Below are 18203 nucleotides of genomic sequence, written 5' to 3' on the forward strand. Positions count from 1 at the left end.
ATACATATCTATACAAGTATTAATCGCACAATTTTCGGACAAGGAAGATTACTACGATATGGATAGCACCCACTTTAAACAATCCGTAAGGGCGTTAAGTGGTGGGTAAGTTCACTTCATCATGCAACAAACTAATTTGTTGATAAATTTGTTTTTCGATTCTAATAACCTCTTCTAACTTCTGTTTAAAAGACCTTATTAAGTTCTCTGGACCTTTTTTCTTTAAATTAGCTTGAATGATAAGGAAAGACATCTGTCTTGTAACTGCAAGAGACTCTTCCATATAACTAACCAAAGTACTCATATCATATGGAAACAGATTCTTATACTTATTTAAGTAATATATCATTCCCTCTCTACTATAAATAAAGGAAGTATTAAACCTTCTTAATAAGTAATTCCAATTATCTTCTATACTTTCTTTACGCTCCATCGCTGAAGAAATTACAACATCTAGTTCCTCATAAAATTTCCCAAGCGCTTTCTTCCCTACAAGATTTGAAACGCCATCAAATGTAAAAGATCCCTTTAAATATTGGTCGGTTTTCATTAATAGTTCATTTCTGATAAGGCTCATAATATCTTTAGATTTTTCCTTTAAGTGATTAGAGTCTATTTCTAATTGAATAACTTCACCAATCTGTACAATGCCATCAGGTTGAGCAGCTTTTAAAATAAGTTTTATAGGTATTAAGCCCCTATATCCAAAATATTGATCTTTAACTCTTACACTATCACCTTCTACACCTACAATATTTAAATAATGATAATCATGAACATTTGGGAAAGATGGATACTCACTTGAAAGAGTTTGAATGTTAACACATAATAAAAATAAACCTTTATTTTGCTTTAAAAGCTTATATAACTCTTCTTTACTAACTCTATACCGACTAATTTTTATATATTGTGCCAACCATCCTAACGAATTTGGAGATTCCGCTTCCAGCTCAAACGTAATATCTAATTCAGTATTACTGTAGATATAACCAAACGATAAATGCTTTAAAATCAGATGCTCTAATCCATACTGCTCTAACAAAAGAGCCATACTATTCCAATAACAGTTTACTCCTCTTCTATAATGTTCATAAGCATTATTCCCCATTTAATACTAACTCCTTATACCCTTTATTTTTTTGGCCTAGTATTACATTGACTGGGGTACATATGCGTTTTCCAAAACTCCTAGATGCTACAGAAGCATGAATATCCCTAACCACAAACATTCTCTGTAACCAACGATCTTCTCCATCATATTTAGGTATAAATCCCGTTCTAGCGTGTATTGCTTTTTTATTGTCAACTATTAATAATTCACCTTTTTGAAGAATTACGCCTATAGACGCATTTAAAAGTTCCTTCTTTAAGCAATCTAATGCCCATGCAGCTAATTCATTTTGAGGTTCCATTAAATAAAAGTCCATACAAATTTCTGGATCTAATAATGCTCCGCTTAGTACTGGTATTGTTTGAACTAACTCACCTTGATCCCCATTGCCAAATGAAGACGGGGGGTTAATTGCGTATAGTGGCTCTCTTAATATTTCTATCGCATCATTGGGTAGATGTTTTAAAACTCTTCTGATAGAAGAAGTGATAGTCTTTGCTTTATTATCTCTGTCCGGTTTAACACAATACAAAGCTAAAAAATCTGGTTTATATGGATGAAATCCATCCTCTGTGTGAAATTCTAACAAATCAGATCCAGTATTCTCCTGTTTCTTTTCCTGACCTTTTACTGGACAGATGTTTTGAATTAATAGCCCACCTTTTTCATCTTCATATGCTAGAGGTTCTCCTAAACAAAGCATAAATAGCAATAATACATATTCACTTACATTTGTCATCTTTCCCTTAGCAAACTCACCTTTCTCAGGTGTAATTGGCAAAATAGCATCAGTAGGTAAATTAGAAAATTTAATTGTTCCATATAAATTAGAAGACCGCTTAAATGAAACAAGCTCTTTTAGAATCCTAACTGGCATTTTACTTTTCACTACTTCTAATTCATTCAAGAATGCATCATCTACTTCATCAAACCTGTTTAAACGTGGAAGCTCATCAATTATTTTTTCTAATTGTAATTTCTCACTTTCCTCTAGCTCAAATTCCCAAGAACCATTGTAATCCATCATTAGTCTTCATTCCTTTCTAATCCTATTCTCATTTCACGTGCTTTTTGCTGAAAGAAACTATTAATAGAGTAAGGGCTAAACTCGCTAATAAAATCATCAAATTTTGAGAAACTCATACTATTCTTAGAATCTTTCGCAACACAAAAAATATTATTTTTAGTTATTTTCCACTTAATTTTTCCATTAATGTATTTATTAAAGCACTTTATACTTTCCTCTATGCAGAACTTTAACGGACTGAACCACCCACCTTGTACCACCAAATTTGTCCATTCTCTATCAAGAGATGATTTGACTCTTAATTCCTCATCTGTCAAAATCATTTCCTCTAACAATAAATGTGACTGGTGGATCAACATAGCTGCAGGTGCTTCTCTTATTTCTGGATTCTTAACCCCAAAACTACTATCCTCTAGACCAGCATATCTCCCAATACCGTAACCAGAGAGCAAATCATTTAAAGTTTCAATAATCTCCTTTAAACTTAATTCTTGACCATTAATTTTATATGGTAAGCCATCTTTAAAAGTTAACTCCAGGTAGCAGTCCTTCGTATTGTTTCTAATACTTGTCCATTTAAATACATCATTTGGTATTTCTATTTCAGTGTATTCTAATGTATCGTTCTCAATTACCCTGCACCACAGATTTTCATCAACAGAATATTTAGAGTAATCAGATACCGATATACCTAATTCTTTTTCAATAATCCTTTTCTTTTCTTCTCGCGTCACATACTCTCCAATTGCTGGACAAAAAATGTTAGCTTGAGGATAGTTTGCCATAATGGAAAGGTTAAAACGCATGGCTGAATTTTGATAAGGTGTTGAGTTATGAACAATTAATGAGCTATTAACCTCTTTAGCATATTCACACACTATTTTTGAGAACATTGGTCGAGTATAGCTTGAAGAAACAGGGAAATGATTATTATACAGAGCATTTGACATTATCCCTAGTTTGACATACTCCTCACACAACTCATCTTTTGCCTCAATAGTTACGAGATGAATGTCTAGTAATTGAGCTAACTTGGATAAATCTTTAGGAATTTTTTGCCCAACATCAATTAAAATTGCATGTGTTTCAATATCGTTCAATTTTAATTGATACGCAGTATATAAACTATCTAAACCTCCTGAAAATAATAATGTAGCAATATTTCTTTTAAAATTCGTTAAGTCTTTCCATTCTCCATAAATATTACCCATATATACCTCCGACCTTATCTAAAAAATCTTTATACTTTATCCGAATGAATACCAACACAATCTATTGTTTATTAATAAATTCTACAACTTTATTAATAGATGAAAAGTTATCTATTACAATTTCTTCCTCTTTAAATTTCACATTTTTCAAACCCTCAACGTAACCAATTAATTTCATAACACTCAATGAATTGAGAACTCCTGTAGTTATTAAATCGAGATCACCTGGTATAGTGTCTATAGACTCCTCCATAAATACCTCATCTTTGATAAACTCTTCTATACGTTTTGCTAGCATAATTACCCTCCTAAACATTCCTGTAATAATTTTCTATCAATCTTTCCAGTACTAGTCTTAGGTAAATGATTCTCTATAAAAATAAATTTAGACGGTATAGCATGAGGCTCTAAATATTTAGAACAGTATACTCTCATCTCTAAAGAATTAATAACTGTATTACTATTAACAATCGAAATAAGACTTCCTTTATACATACATACAAAGACTTCATTAATTGCCTCATGTTTAGATACTAAATCTCGCACTTCTGAAAGATATACTCTCTTCCCCTGAACCTTTACCATGTCATCTTTTCGGCCCATATAATAAAAGAGATCATTTTCAAATTTCACCAAATCACCAGTTGGAAAGTATTTTAAAATTGAATCCTCCCCAAGAAATTTAAATGTAGTATCTATTGATTTGTTAACATAGCATTTTAACATTGTAGATGAATTTACATACAGTTCACCTACTTCCCCCTCTTTACAAGGTAATAAATCCTGATTTAACACACACACTTCTACATGTTTTAATGGTTTACCAATTGGTAAACGCTTCATGCCCTCTACATTTTGAGGAAGAAAGAATGCTAATGCTTCATTTACCTCTGTACTCCCATAAAAATTCACAATATGCGCATGTTGAAATGCACTTCTGACCATTTGTATATTGCCAGACGGTAATGCTTCTCCAGCTAATCCTAAAAAACGAACCGATTTATAATCCTGATTTTTTTCATTTAGGAGTAATTTCAATGATGAGGGGACCAAATGTAAAACACTTACCTGTTCTTCCGTAATTAGTTGATTTAAATATCGTGGATTATTCCTTTGTTCATTAGATGTAAGTACACACATTCCTCCTAAGGAAAATGGAATGAACAATGAAAATAAAGACATATCAAAATACAATGGAGCATGGCACAAAAATTTATCATTAGATGTAACTCCTAAGAAATCGCCTCCCCATTTAATAAATTCCAATAAACTTTTTCTTTGTAAAACAACCCCTTTTTTCACTCCCGTTGAACCTGAAGTAAAGAAAATAAAAGACTCATTATCATCTTCTATATCTGTACTAATATAATCCGTAGAAAAGCATTGTATATCTTTCAAGTCACATACTGCGCTTGAATCTTTGAAGACCTCTAATGAAAAAATAGATTGTTCTTGAAATGTACTTGGTCCATAAAATTTATACATTTTTTCATCGACTACAAAACATTTTATTTCTGAAACTTTTTTTATCTCGTTAACTATCGTTTGATCTTGTCCTGGATTTAATGGTACACATACTGCCCCAACTTTTAGTGCCGCTAGATAAGTTATTACATTATGAATAGGATTATTTGTTAAAATACCTACTCTATCTCCTACCAAGATATCTCGGGATTTTAAAGCATTCGCTAGCTGATCGGATAATAAATCGATATCTTTATACCTGTATCTCTTTTTCTGAAATTGATAAGCTACTCTACTTCCATACTGAAAGGTTGCATTTTTTAAAAAAACCTGAAGACTCTCTCTCACCTTACCCCGTCCTTTGTTTTTTATTATAGTTTCACATTTATATCACCTCTTTTAAATTAATTTAGTGTTAAAGTAACATTAATTAACAATTAACAATACTTAACACCTGAAAGCTCTTTGGCAATTAACACATAATTAACATTGAAGTTATTTTAAAACCCATGTGAAAAATCGTAATTTCAATCTATTATAAAAGAAAAACACGGAGTTGATATTCAATGCCCAATAAAACTGTAATAAGTTCAAATTCTCCTTTTGAAAATTATTTAGGATCATCTCGAGCTGTTAAAGTAGGAAATATTATTGCAATCGCTGGCACTGCACCCATTGATCCTAACAATAAAGGTGTAGCTAATAATGTTTATGATCAAACAAAGAGTTGTATTGAAATTATTAAAAATGCTGTAGAAGAAATGGGACTTTCCCTTGAAAATATTGTACGTACAAAAATTTATCTTACAGATATGAAGAATGTAGATGAAGCTGCAAAAGCACATAAAGAATACTTTGATCAAATCAAACCAGCATGTACAGTCTTTGAAGTTAACAGATTTATTAAAGAAGAATGGCTTGTAGAAATTGAAGCAGATTGTATAGTTCCTGAAGAATAAATTCTCTATAGAAAGACATTTTAGCACCTTATATACAGCTAAAATTAAAAGACCCAATGTTGTACTTTTATTTTATAAATAAAAGTACAACATTGGGTTGTTCTCCTACAGACTTATTAAATATTTTATTGATACTTTACTATTTACGTTTTATTATTCGTTATATTATCTGTTATTTAATATATAATAAATAATAAATTTATAACACTTGTAATCCTAGGTTACCTTTTAAATCTCTTAAAAAATATGAATTAATCATTTTGATATAACATTAAATCAGCTACAATTTTGTTAAATCTGGGCATTTATTCTATTCGTACTTTTAATATTTATCCAGCTACTTTCAACTTATCTTTCATAATCAATTAAAAGAAAAAACCTTGACTTAATTACACTAAAAAATAAAATTAAATTAGAAGGATTACGAATAATAAAGTCGAATTTAATAAATTGATAGAATACTCTTTTTTGTTAAAAATAAGAGCATTTACATGTCCTTGCTTTCTAACAAGATATTACGACTAAAATAGGGCTATATTCCAATCAATCGCAATCACATGCTCCTGCTCTCCTAAATAATTGCTTATATTGCTTAGTATATGATAATCAAATATCATGTACAGTGCTTTTGGTATTAATATCACATAACTTCGTTACCTTTTTACATATCACCGAATGTTAAAAAGATGTAACCGTTGATCTTATATCAATACACCACGAACTACCAATTCCATAAGAGCACATTAAATATATATCGGTCTATAAATACCATATGTATTATGTTACTAAAGACCTACCAAGAATTCATTACCTTCACCAATTAAAGTGTACCCAATACTTTTTCGGTGAATTAGTAGATTGAAATTTTTCTGATTAGTATGCAATTTCTTACGGAGTTTATATATATACTGCCTAACTGTCTCATTAGTAGTATACTCATCCCAAATTGCAAGTAAGATTTCTTCAGTTGTAACAAATCGATCTCTCGTATCGATGAAAAACATAAGCATCTCAAATTCTTTTCCAGCTAAGGGTAATATTTTCCCATTATTATTTAAATATCTCATATCAATATTTAAAGATATATTAGGATAAATATTAATAATATTTTTAGAATGTTTATCATGTCTGTTTAACTGAATCATATAATTATAAAAACAATCGAAATATTCACCCGCTTGATGATCTGTATAAATATCAAAGGACATGGTAGAATTTTTTTTCAAAAATTCTACCTCTGTTTGCTGCTTATTAATACTATGTTCAAAAAGGACCATCGTAGGGATGCTTTTAAAGCCCTTTTTAAAATTACGAAACTGCTTTACTTCTTCAAAGTCTAAATCTTTAAGATGCCATACAATCCCATTAAAGTAACTCTGTTGATCTTTTAATATATAATTTAAAGAAGTTATATCTCCTACATGAACTATTTCCCAATTGTCATGATATGCAATCTTCCTAGCTGATTTAAGTACAAATAGTTCAGTACTAATAACTGCAACTTTCATATCCTCACCCCTACGCATTTTATATTATGTCAAATCATGCTCCAATATAACTTGTGCTATCGAATATTCCAGAGAGTGAGAAAGTGACACAAAAGCTTTCAATTTTTTCTCGATTACCACTCTGTTAACTTGGTTACAGTATGTGAGATATGGCTCTCCAGAATCTTTATTTAATACCACAACATCCTTTAAACAAAATCCGGACCCTATACCCGTACCCAGCGCTTTTAAGAAAGCTTCTTTTGCTGAGAATCTTGCTGCAAAATGTTGAGATGGTTTATGTTTGTTACTACAATATGCAATTTCCTCTGAAGTAAAAATTTTATTTAAAAATTTCAAACCGTGCTTTTCAATAGAAGATTCTATCTCATTAATGCTTTGAATATCTATTCCTATACCGTATACATTAGTTACAAATGGAACTACGTTATTTTGATTCATCTTTAATCTCGACTCCTAAATCGTCTAATCTTGTTATAAACATAGCATCTATCTTAATTCTAAAATGTATTCTGTAATGGCATTGATACTTTCTAAATTACCAGGATCTAGCTCTTCCATATCAAATTCAATTTCACATTCTTCTTCTAATGCTAACAACAATTCAATTACACCTGTTGAATCTAACCCTAGATCTTCAAAAATATTTGCATCTTCTTTAATCTCATTCTTCTGCAACTCTAGTTGCTTCGCCACAATTTCTGTTACTAAATCCTTCAAATTTTCAACTGTATTCATAGTTATTACCTCCTAATACTTTTTTAGTTTATCCCTAATAGTTCCTGCGCAACTTCTCGTTTATGGATATTCGTTGATCCTTCCATAAACTCAATCATTCGTCCATCTCGCATCCATTTTTCTAATAATGGGTGCTCAGCAATAACAATTGGACCTAACAACTGCGTTACTTTTCTAGATACCTCATAAACTAAATTATTAGCCATCCACTTTGCCATTGAAGAAGTTTTTGGATTAAAAATATTCTGATCAACTTCATTTGCAGCACGGTAAACTAATCTTCTTGTTCTTTCAACCTTCCATTGTAACTCATCTAGCATAAGCTCTTGTCTTACATTTACTTTTACATTATCCCTTACATAATCTAATATTGCTCTACACGTTCCTATTGCAATTGAAGATGTAGAAGGACGCATCCTAAAAAACACTTTCATTGCACCTCTTAATCCTCTTTGAAGAGGTGATTTAGTTAGACCGATAATTTGTGATTGATTTACTTCTAGACCACGATAGATGGTATGACCTAGTCTAGCAACTCTCATACCTAACGTTCGTCCATATTCTCTCTCAACAGTATTATGACCTTTGAATTGATCTTCATGGATTAAAAAGCTTTGAATAGCAAATTGATTATTTTTAGACCCCATTTTTGTAAATGTAAGTGCCCATTGAGCTCTCTCTGCGTTTGCTATATATTTCTTTTCTCCATTCATTACATAAGTTTCATCATCTTTCTTAATAGAAACCGTTTCTATTGCTGCAATGTCTGATCCGGCATTTGGCTCGGTTAAATTAAATGCTGTCCAAATTGGTTCTGAAGTCATAAAAGATGAGAAAAATTTATCTTGTTGTTCCTTCGTACCTAGCTCTTGTAATATTGGCCCTAATAATTGTGGTCCTGGCATTGATAACATCATAGCAGGGTCTCCGTATGCTAACTCCTCTGTACATACCGCTAGCTCAATGGATGAATCTCCATAAAAATCTCCCTCTTTGGTCTTGATGCCACTATAACCATACTCTTTTGGCACACCTAAGCGCCATAGAGGCTGAAAGGTTGAGTATTGTTGAAGATACTTTGTAGGCAAATCCCTATTCTTATCAGCTTCTAAAGCATAACTCCTTAACTCTAATGCGTACTCTTTTACTCCATCTCTGAGTGAATCCAACAATGCTTTAAACCCCCTTAAATATTGATAAGTGATGAACATTTAGGAAATTATCAATAATTGAATTATTCTCTAAACCATAAGCCCCAAATAATGGGAGGATTCTATCGACTAACTCACTATTATTTTCCAACATAAAGTCGATTTGTTTAAAATACTTCTGATATTCTAGTCCATTTGAATGAACCTGACTTGATAACTCCCTTAAGAACAGTACATTACCATCAAATTCACTACTAACCGTAACAAATGTATCATAGACCATTTGATGTTTGGAGATGGGAATTCCAAATGTCTTTCGTTCTTTTACATATTCTTTACATAATTGTAAGATAGTTTCAATAGATTTCAACACATAAGATGCTAATATCAATTTATAGTGTAATCCATATAACCATAAAATTTTTTGTTCTTGTGTTGAAGCCTGCTCTATCTTCGTATAATTTTCCACTTTTCTTAATGCAAGAATATAAGAGTCTTTATTACAAATAGGTACACTTTCATGAAAAAGTACCTTATACCAAACATTATTATCTAAATAGAAGACCACACCCTCTGCTAAGTGATCTAGAAACAAGAAGGTATCACCGACTTTTGATCCTAAACTAACATTAGGAACCTCTAATTTTTTTGATAACTCTTGTTCCACAGCAAGTAGTTCATCATAAAGACTTTTATCATGTTCATTATCAATAATCAGATTAATTTTTTCAGAAATACCTTTGGTTTTCAGCATAAAGTTCATGTATTCAGTACCTCCTCAACTTCTTGAAATTCCCGTATATCTGGAGAATCATATTCTGTATTCTCTCGAATGACCATATAGTTATCCTGCTGTACCAAGACTTCTACTGGGAGATAGTGACTTAAAAACAAAACAGGACTAGCCGTTAATCCATATGCACCAGCATTTAAAATACCAATCAGGTCACCTGTCTGCGTTTGAGGAAGTTTAATCTTTTTTGCAATAAGGTCATTGGGTGTACATAAAGGACCTGAGATGTAATATTCTATTTCTGGCTCTTCATCATATTTATTTAAAACTTTAATTGGAAAATTCTTTTTTAAAGCATTCCCCATACCTCCCGCGGCCATATGATGATGTGTGCCGCCATCAACAGTTAAAAATTCAAAATTTTTAGATATCTTTTTATATAACACTTCTGTTACATATACCCCACTCTCACCAACTACATATCTACCTGATTCTAAAAAGATAGGGATTTTAGCTCCAACCTCTTTGTGAAAAATTGGGATCAACTCGGATAATTTCTTAGATATATCCTCCAAATCAAGTGTACTTTCATTTGGGAAATATGGAATGCCCATGCCTCCACCAATATCAACGAACTCTAAATCTACCTGATATTCTTTAATAACTTTCTTTGCTAGATTTAAAACATGAGATGTATTTTCTATAAAAACATCACTAGCGAGGATTCGGGTACCATTATATACATGAATCCCTACTATCTTTACATTTTTCAACGATGTTTCTAGAGCAAATATTTCTGATAATTGCTCTTCATCAATCCCAAATTGCCTTGGTTTTCCTCCCATAGTTAATTTAGAGCCTTTAGCTGACACGCTGGGATTTAGTCGTACACCTACTTTAATTTCTCTACCTTTTTCTTCTCCAATTTCATTAATTTTCTTCATTTCTTGTAACGATTCAATAATAAAATACTTCACTCCGTATTCTAATACCCTTCTAATTTCTTTTTCAGTTTTTCCAGGACCTAAATATAGAACACGTTCTGGTGAAGCATTGATTTTCTCTACAATTTCTAATTCCTTCAAAGAACAAATTTCCAGGTTTGCCCCAAGACTATAAATAAACTTTACAATCGACGGATTGGGGTTTGCTTTTAATGAATAAAATAATTGAACATCTTTATGTAGACTATTGAGTCTCTCTACCTGATTTTTAATAATATCAGCATCGTATATATAGGCAGGTGTCCCAACTTTTTCAACTAAATCATCACATTCAATATTTCCTATTTTCAATACTTTTTTATTGTTATCCAACTAAATCGCTACCTCCTTAATCCCCAATAAATAATTAGCGTTCCCTTGAAATATCCTCTCCCAAGTTCCCGATTCAATTACAATCTTATTATCATCTAGATGACTTTTAATTTCTTTAAAACGATTTAGGCTATCTATCATAGAACACATTGGATAATCTGTGCCCCAAATAAGTTTATTAACAACCTCATGCTTTTTAGCTAATCTAATTATGTTAGAAATTGTGCTAATAGATTGGTAAGAAGAAACTATTGATAAATCTGCATAAACATTTTCATAGCGCTTTAACAATTCTAGTGTATCCTCAATCCATGGCCACCCCATATGAGCAATCACGATTTTTAATTTAGGAAAATTACTTAGTACCTTATCCAGTAATATAGGATGACAGTAACGTAAGTTAGCTTGTTTAATAGGTGTATATCCCATATGTACCAAAATGGGAAGTTCACGCTCTATGGCATCTTCATAAATTGGGTACCACCCCTGATCATTAGGAGACATATTTAAATAACCAAATGCTAATTTATAACCTTTAAGATTATAGTTTACTAATTCCTTTTGTAAATCCCCCTTACATAAGGTATTATCCATACCATCAAAAGAAGCAAATCCTATAAAACGTGTTGGGTTTTCTTTACATATGTTGGACACATATTCATTGGTAACGTGTACACCCAAAGTACGTTTAGCATTAAACCCTAGCAATACTGCTTTTTGAACATTACTTCTATCCATTTCCTGAATTAGTCTTCCTATATCAACTTCCATATTTTCAGTGTTTTTATTACAAGGAGTCATCATTTGAGATGCAAAATCTTCTGTATACTCATCATGTAATCTGCCTATATGAACATGAAAATCAATCAAGCAATCACCTCCTTTCATTAAATACACTTAGGTTAGTTATACGTTAAATCTAAAGTATTTTTCAAAAACATACCGGTTATTGAGCTATCTACCCGACAGATATCCTCTGGTGTTCCCACAGCAACTACCTCGCCACCATTTTCACCACCATTTGGCCCCATATCAATAATATAATCAGCAGTTTTAATAACGTCTAAGTTATGCTCTATTACCAATACAGACGAACCTTTATCTACCAAACGTTGCAGCACCTTTAATATTCTATTTATATCCTCTAAGTGTAATCCTGTGGTAGGCTCATCTAATATATACAGTGTCTTATTTGTAGAAGTCCTCGCTAACTCAGTAGCTAATTTAATGCGTTGTGCTTCTCCACCAGACAACGTAGTTGCTGGTTGTCCAATTTTCATATAACCTAACCCTACATTACTTAGGCTTTGTAAATATCTCATTATTTTAGGATGATCCTTGAAGAACTCCATAGCATCAGAAACCGTCATATTTAGAACATCAGAAATATTCTTGTTTTTAAATTGAACACTTAACGTTTCTTGTGTATATCTGTTCCCTTCACAATCATCACAAACAACATACACATCTGGTAAGTAGTGCATTTCAATTTTCACAACCCCATCGCCTTTACAGGTATCACATCTACCACCTGGTACATTGAAGCTAAAAGCTTTTTTTAGTAACCCTCTTACTTTTGCATCTGTTGTCTTGGCAAATAAATCCCTAATTTCATCAAACATACCAGTATAAGTTGCTGGGTTGGATCTTGGTGATTTTCCAATAGGAGATTGATCGATGTTAATTACTCTATCAATATGATTTAACCCTTGTATATTATCAAACAGCCCTGGTAATAACTTATGTGCCCTATTAATTTCTCTAGCTAAATGTTTATATAAAATCCCATTAATTAAGGTGCTTTTCCCTGAACCAGAAACACCTGTAATACAGGTCAGTACACCTAAAGGAATGTCAACATTGACACTTTTTAAATTATTTTCTTTAGCACCAATAATGGATAAATAATTCCCATTAGGCTTTCTTCTTTCTTTAGGTATTTCTATTTTCTTAGCACCTGATAAATATTGACTAGTTAAAGAGGGATTACCTTTTATAAATCCTTTTGGTGTATCAGCAGCAACAATTTCTCCCCCATCTTTCCCAGCACCTTTTCCTAACTCTACAATATAATCTGCTGCTAGCATTGTATCTATATCATGTTCTACGACTATAACCATGTTTCCAAGTTCTTTTAAGCGTTTTAATGTATTTATTAAGCGTAAATTATCCCTTTGATGCAACCCAATGCTAGGTTCATCTAACACATAAATAACTCCAGATAAAGCAGATCCAATCTGAGTAGCTAATCTAATCCTTTGTGCCTCACCTCCAGATAATGTCTTAGCTTCCCTATCTAAAGTTAAATATTCTAATCCAACATCTAATAAGAATTGAAGTCTACTTAAAATTTCGTCTAAAACTTTACTGGAAATTTCTAATTGTTTATTATCTAATTGGTCTTCAATTTGTTTAAAATATTTATACAACTCTTCTATCGACATCTCAGATAGTTGTGAGATGTTTTTATCACCAATATACACAGCCAAACTCGATATCTTTAAACGCTTACCGTGACATACCTGACACTTAATACTAGACATAACTTCCTCAAGCTTTTCTTTAACGCTTGCTGAGTTACTTGCACTATACCTTCTGTTTATATTAGGAATTACTCCCTCAAACGTAGAGGTATGGGTACGTTGCTTCCGGTCAGATTGGTAATCAAATAGAATCTCTTCGTTACCACTTCCATACAAAAGGATATCTCTATGCTCTGAAGGTAAATCTTTAAATGGCGTATCTTTCAAAATCCCATAGTGTTGACATACACTATCAATTATATTGTGGTACCACTTGGCTGTACTTGTAGCCCAATTATCAAATACCCCATCGTTAATGGATTTATTCCAATTAGTTATTAATAAACGCGGATTAACTTGCAAAGTGGATCCTAATCCATGACACTCGTTACATGCACCATATGGGCTATTAAAAGAAAAGTTTCTAGGTGATAAATTATCAATTGAGTACCCACATGTCGAACAGGCCTGTAAACTATTAAAGAAGTAACTTTCTTTTTTCTCATTTCCTTTGAAAGCTTCTACTAACACTTGCCCTTTTGCTTCCCGTGCAGCTCTTTTTATAGAATCTGTAATTCTTCTTTTGTTTTCTTTTAAGAAGATTACTTTATCTATTAGAGCTTCAATAGTATGCTTCTTATTTTTATCTAAAGTTATTTTTGCACTTGGCTTAATTAGTTCGTCGTTAATTCGAACCCTTATAAACCTCTTTTGGGATATATCACTAATTAAATTTTTAAACTCTCCTTTCCCCCCTTTAACGAGCGGCGCATAAATATATAATTCTACCCCGTCCTCTAAATCTTTTAATTTATTAATCATTTGATCAATTGATTGTGGTTGAATAGGAATATGATGTTCAGGACAGTAGGGTATTCCTATTGTAGAATATAGTATTCTAATGTAATCATAAATTTCAGTGACAGTACCTACTGTGGACCTTGGATTTTTATGGATAACCTTTTGCTCTATAGATACTGACGGGGTAAGCCCTTCAATAGAATCAACATCCGGCTTCTCTATTTGACCTAAAAATTGCCTTGCATAAGATGATAATGAATCCACATACCTTCGATGCCCTTCAGCAAAAATTGTATCAAAAGCTAAAGATGATTTCCCCGATCCACTTACACCTGAAAATACTGTAAGGCTATCAAAGTCTAAGTCTAAACTAACATTTTTGAGATTATTTGCCCTTGCACCTCTTACTTTTATTTTTCTTTTTTTCATAGTGCTACCACCCTATTTTATCTTTAGATATTTTCTTTGAATCCTAATAAACTTCGTAAAGACCCTGTATCTTTCTTTATAATTGTTTTAGGTTTAATGCCGTTCTCTTTGTTATAAGCAATCTGTATATCTCTTCTTCGCTCTGTTTCTTCCATCGCTTCTTTAATATTCTCTGTCTTATTATCAGCAAACAAAATAACCCGACCATTTACATTCCTCGATGCTCTCCCAATTATTTGTAATAAAGCACTTTTAGATCTTAGAAAACCTCTCTTATCAGCGCCTATTACACTAACCAAAGATACTTCTGGTAAATCCAATCCTTCTCTTAAAAGATTAATTCCCACAAGGACATCAAACTCTCCCATTCTAAAAGAACGGATAATCTCTGATCTTTCGATATTCTCTATTTCAGAATGTAAATAAGCGGATTTAATCTTTAAAGCGCTCAACTCTTGTGTTATTTTTTCGGCCTGTTTTTTTGTTAGAGCTATAACCAATACTCTTTCGTTCTTATTAATAGTTTTGTTAATCTCTTGAACAAGATATTGGAAATAATCCCCACTACTCTTCAGCTCTATTTTTGGATCAACCAAACCAGTCGGACGAATAACTTGTTCAGCAAATATCTTACTAGCTTCTAGCTCATAGTTCCCTGGAGTAGCAGACATAAATATCAACTTTTTAGTATGATCCATAAACTCATCAAAAGTAGGTGGTCTATTATCTAAAGTAGATGGTAATCGGTACCCATAATCTATTAGACTTCTTTTTCGAGATTGATCCCCAGCATACATAGCTCGAAGTTGTGGTAATAACACATGGGACTCATCAATAACCGTTAAATAATTGGAATCAAAATAATCTGTTAAATTAAAGCATCGTGAGCCCTTCTCTCTGTTTTGCATATACCTAGAATAATTTTCAATACCTACACAATATCCTGTATTTTTTAACATCTCTAAGTCATAAAGAGTTCTTTTCTCTAACCTTTCCGCTTCTATAATATGACCTAAATTTCTTAAATAGTTAATTTGTTCTCGTAAATCCTGTTCAATAAGTGGAACCGCATTTTCAATTTGCTTAGATGTAGCTACAAAGCTACTTGCTGCAAAAATATGCACTTCTTCCAAAGCCTCTAAAATTTCCTCGGTAAGGGGATGAATAGCTAAAATTTCTTCTAATTCATCTCCAAAAAATGTTAATCTGATTGCTTCTTTTTTCCCCATTGGGTATACATCTATAACGCCACCGCTTAATCTAAAGTTTCCAGGTTTTAATTCGATGTCATTTCTTGTGTATTGATTATCAATAAGCATTTTAATAACTTGTTCATACCTATAGGAAAAATATCCGTCCGCTTCAATGGAAAGGACAAAAGAGCTGGTACTAAAATCTTGTGGCGAACTCATAGGATATAAACATGAAATACTTGCGACTACAATGACGTCTGTACGTTTCAAGAGACTATCCATAACAGAATGCCTCATTCGTTCAATTTCCTCATTAACTTTAGAATCTTTTTCAATAAACAAATCTTTATGAGGGATATAAGCTTCTGGTTGATAATAATCATAATAACTAACAAAATATTCCACAGCGTTATTAGGAAATAATTCTTTCAATTCACTCCACAATTGAGCTACTAACGTCTTATTATGTGCAATGATTAAAGTCTGCCGATTAAGTTTTTGAATTATATTTGCTATAGTAAATGTCTTGCCAGTACCAGTCGCTCCTTTTAACAATAACCTCTCTTCTTCAGACTCAATCCCATCAATTAACTTTTTTATTGCTTGTGGTTGATCTCCCATTGGTTTAAACGAAGATTGCAACTCAAAGTCAATTACCGTTCTCATTATGAATCCCCTTTATCTTTATCTTTATCTTTCCACACTAAAATCACTTAAAAATTCTTTCAATTTTTTAGTCATTTCCTCACAATGTTGCATTGAACGACCTAAAATAATAGTATATAACCTCCCTTTTTTATTGATTCCTAGATTCAACGTAGAAAAACCATTAATAATGACACCGTATCCTTTTTCTTTAGTGTACAAGATACTATTTAGTTCCTTTTTAATTTTATTAAAAGGTACCAATTCTTTTAGTGTAATTTCTAAAGGGATAGCAGTAAAAAACGTCTCTGGTTCAAAAAAACTTTCAACAATTTCATTTTGATAAGTTGCCATATTGAATCTAGCATTTATTTCGACACACGGATACAATAACCCTTTCCTATCAATCATTGCATCTACTCCAACAACCCCATAATATCCACTTTCAGCTAACTGCTTACCGATAACCTTATATGCTCTTTCTAATTCAGCTTCTTGTTCCGAAGTTAAATTAACCGGTAATTTATGACCAAGGTGTACTCCCTTATAAACTAGAGCCTCCCGAACCGAGGTAAATGTCACATTACCCTTTCTATCTATTAAAAATTGATAATTAAGATCTCTTTCTTTCTCAATCCAACTTTCTAGTAACATTTCTATATTGGTATGTCCCTTTTTCTTTGAAGACCTTCTCAACAAATTCATAATGCTATTAAACTTATTCTCTGAATCTATTAAAACCATTCCTTTTCCAGAAACCCCCATAGAATCTTTTAATACTAGGGGTTTTTCACCTAGTTGTTTTCTAATCTTTTTATAATTTCCTTCTAGCTCATCAAGGCTTCGACTAACAGTTCCTGTCACTTGCCTAAGTTCAAATTTCTCACTAAGTTCCCAACTATATAACTTACTATTAACTTCTTGACATACGTTTGCTTTCGGTGTAGTAAGAGGTATTGAAGTTCTAATAGATATCTCTTCTTCAAGTTGTGATGTTCCGTAAGGTAATAAACTATATTTATTTTCTACATTCATTTTTTGTAAAAGGTTTGTACTTTCCTTATTCCATAAAATCGTTTCAGAAATATTAATATCTGGATTATCTACATGGAAATTTAAAACCTCTGGAATAAACCCTCGAATTTCTTCAATATATTGTGCATAATCTTCATCTACAGTATCTTTTAAGCAAACAATATCGTTTTGACCTGCTAAAAAAAGTCCCATTTCACCAATTTTATTTACTAACGGTTGTGATTTTGAAATGTTACTTCCGGGTAAAGTAATAACGTCCTCTTTACCCCAATGTTGTTCTACTTCAACATTACCTAACCAAATAAAATTTTCGTCTTCTCTACTGATACACTTTTTTAGTTCATCATAAAAAGCCATATA

General features: G+C 32.1%; 16 protein-coding genes. 1 reads left to right on the plus strand and 15 read right to left on the minus strand.

The features are described from left to right. Nucleotides 1-94 precede the first annotated feature (94 nt). The 5 genes from BAMA_RS15080 to BAMA_RS15100 all read right to left on the minus strand — a co-directional run bounded on the left by BAMA_RS15080 (nt 95) and on the right by BAMA_RS15100 (nt 5161). Complete coding sequence (locus BAMA_RS15080; RefSeq protein ID WP_034640559.1) at nt 95-1108, minus strand: hypothetical protein; 1014 nt, start codon at nt 1106-1108, stop codon at nt 95-97. Beyond that, a complete protein-coding gene (locus BAMA_RS15085; protein WP_051758970.1) occupies nt 1098-2138 on the minus strand; it encodes a TauD/TfdA family dioxygenase in 1041 nt (346 codons plus the stop codon). Before BAMA_RS15085 ends, BAMA_RS15080 begins: the two co-directional genes overlap by 11 nt. Then, a complete protein-coding gene (locus BAMA_RS15090) occupies nt 2138-3349 on the minus strand; it encodes an argininosuccinate synthase domain-containing protein (protein ID WP_051758971.1) in 1212 nt (403 codons plus the stop codon). The genes BAMA_RS15085 and BAMA_RS15090 overlap by 1 nt, the downstream gene beginning before the upstream one ends. Nucleotides 3350-3410: 61 nt before the next feature. Further along, the gene (locus BAMA_RS15095) at nt 3411-3647 is read right to left on the minus strand and encodes a hypothetical protein (protein ID WP_034640562.1); all 237 of its coding nucleotides are present in this window, start codon (nt 3645-3647) and stop codon (nt 3411-3413) included. 2 nt (nt 3648-3649) lie between these two features. After that, nucleotides 3650-5161 carry an AMP-binding protein gene (locus BAMA_RS15100; protein WP_034640565.1) on the minus strand — a complete coding sequence of 504 codons (1512 nt, stop codon included), beginning with the start codon at nt 5159-5161 and terminating at the stop codon, nt 3650-3652. A gap of 218 nt (nt 5162-5379) precedes the next feature. Between BAMA_RS15100 and BAMA_RS15105 the strand changes: the two genes are divergently transcribed. After that, nucleotides 5380-5772 carry a RidA family protein gene (locus tag BAMA_RS15105; protein WP_034640568.1) on the plus strand — a complete coding sequence of 131 codons (393 nt, stop codon included), beginning with the start codon at nt 5380-5382 and terminating at the stop codon, nt 5770-5772. A 785-nt stretch (nt 5773-6557) separates the two neighbouring features. On the opposite strand, the gene BAMA_RS23550 is transcribed toward BAMA_RS15105, so the two are convergent. Genes BAMA_RS23550 through BAMA_RS15155 form a run of 10 tightly spaced genes read right to left on the minus strand, consistent with a single transcriptional unit; the run spans nt 6558 to nt 18200 of the window. Further along, nucleotides 6558-7280: a winged helix-turn-helix domain-containing protein gene (locus BAMA_RS23550; RefSeq protein WP_051758972.1), complete on the minus strand. Its 723-nt coding sequence runs from the start codon at nt 7278-7280 to the stop codon at nt 6558-6560. A 24-nt stretch (nt 7281-7304) separates the two neighbouring features. Beyond that, a complete protein-coding gene (acpS, locus tag BAMA_RS15115) occupies nt 7305-7721 on the minus strand; it encodes a holo-ACP synthase (RefSeq protein ID WP_051758973.1) in 417 nt (138 codons plus the stop codon). 48 nt (nt 7722-7769) lie between these two features. Then, nucleotides 7770-8018 carry an acyl carrier protein gene (locus BAMA_RS15120; protein ID WP_051758974.1) on the minus strand — a complete coding sequence of 83 codons (249 nt, stop codon included), beginning with the start codon at nt 8016-8018 and terminating at the stop codon, nt 7770-7772. Nucleotides 8019-8041: 23 nt separating this feature from the next. After that, a complete protein-coding gene (locus tag BAMA_RS15125) occupies nt 8042-9190 on the minus strand; it encodes an acyl-CoA dehydrogenase family protein (RefSeq protein WP_034640570.1) in 1149 nt (382 codons plus the stop codon). Nucleotides 9191-9194: 4 nt separating this feature from the next. Continuing rightward, the gene (locus BAMA_RS15130) at nt 9195-9932 is read right to left on the minus strand and encodes an acyl-CoA dehydrogenase family protein (protein ID WP_034640573.1); all 738 of its coding nucleotides are present in this window, start codon (nt 9930-9932) and stop codon (nt 9195-9197) included. Further along, a complete protein-coding gene (gene lysA / locus BAMA_RS15135) occupies nt 9929-11218 on the minus strand; it encodes a diaminopimelate decarboxylase (protein WP_051758975.1) in 1290 nt (429 codons plus the stop codon). The genes BAMA_RS15130 and lysA overlap by 4 nt, the downstream gene beginning before the upstream one ends. Then, the gene (locus tag BAMA_RS15140; protein ID WP_034640577.1) at nt 11219-12088 is read right to left on the minus strand and encodes an amidohydrolase family protein; all 870 of its coding nucleotides are present in this window, start codon (nt 12086-12088) and stop codon (nt 11219-11221) included. Nucleotides 12089-12120: 32 nt separating this feature from the next. After that, on the minus strand, nt 12121-14970 hold the full coding sequence (gene uvrA, locus BAMA_RS15145; RefSeq protein ID WP_034640580.1) for an excinuclease ABC subunit UvrA: 2850 nt from the start codon (nt 14968-14970) through the stop codon (nt 12121-12123). Between the two features lie 23 nt (nt 14971-14993). Next, a complete protein-coding gene (uvrB, locus tag BAMA_RS15150) occupies nt 14994-16829 on the minus strand; it encodes an excinuclease ABC subunit UvrB (RefSeq protein ID WP_051758976.1) in 1836 nt (611 codons plus the stop codon). A gap of 24 nt (nt 16830-16853) precedes the next feature. Further along, nucleotides 16854-18200 carry an ATP-binding protein gene (locus tag BAMA_RS15155; protein ID WP_034640584.1) on the minus strand — a complete coding sequence of 449 codons (1347 nt, stop codon included), beginning with the start codon at nt 18198-18200 and terminating at the stop codon, nt 16854-16856. Between the last annotated feature and the right edge of the window lie 3 nt (nt 18201-18203).

The sequence above is a fragment of the Bacillus manliponensis genome (genome assembly GCF_000712595.1).
GTDB classification, from domain to species: Bacteria; Bacillota; Bacilli; order Bacillales; family Bacillaceae_G; genus Bacillus_A; species Bacillus_A manliponensis.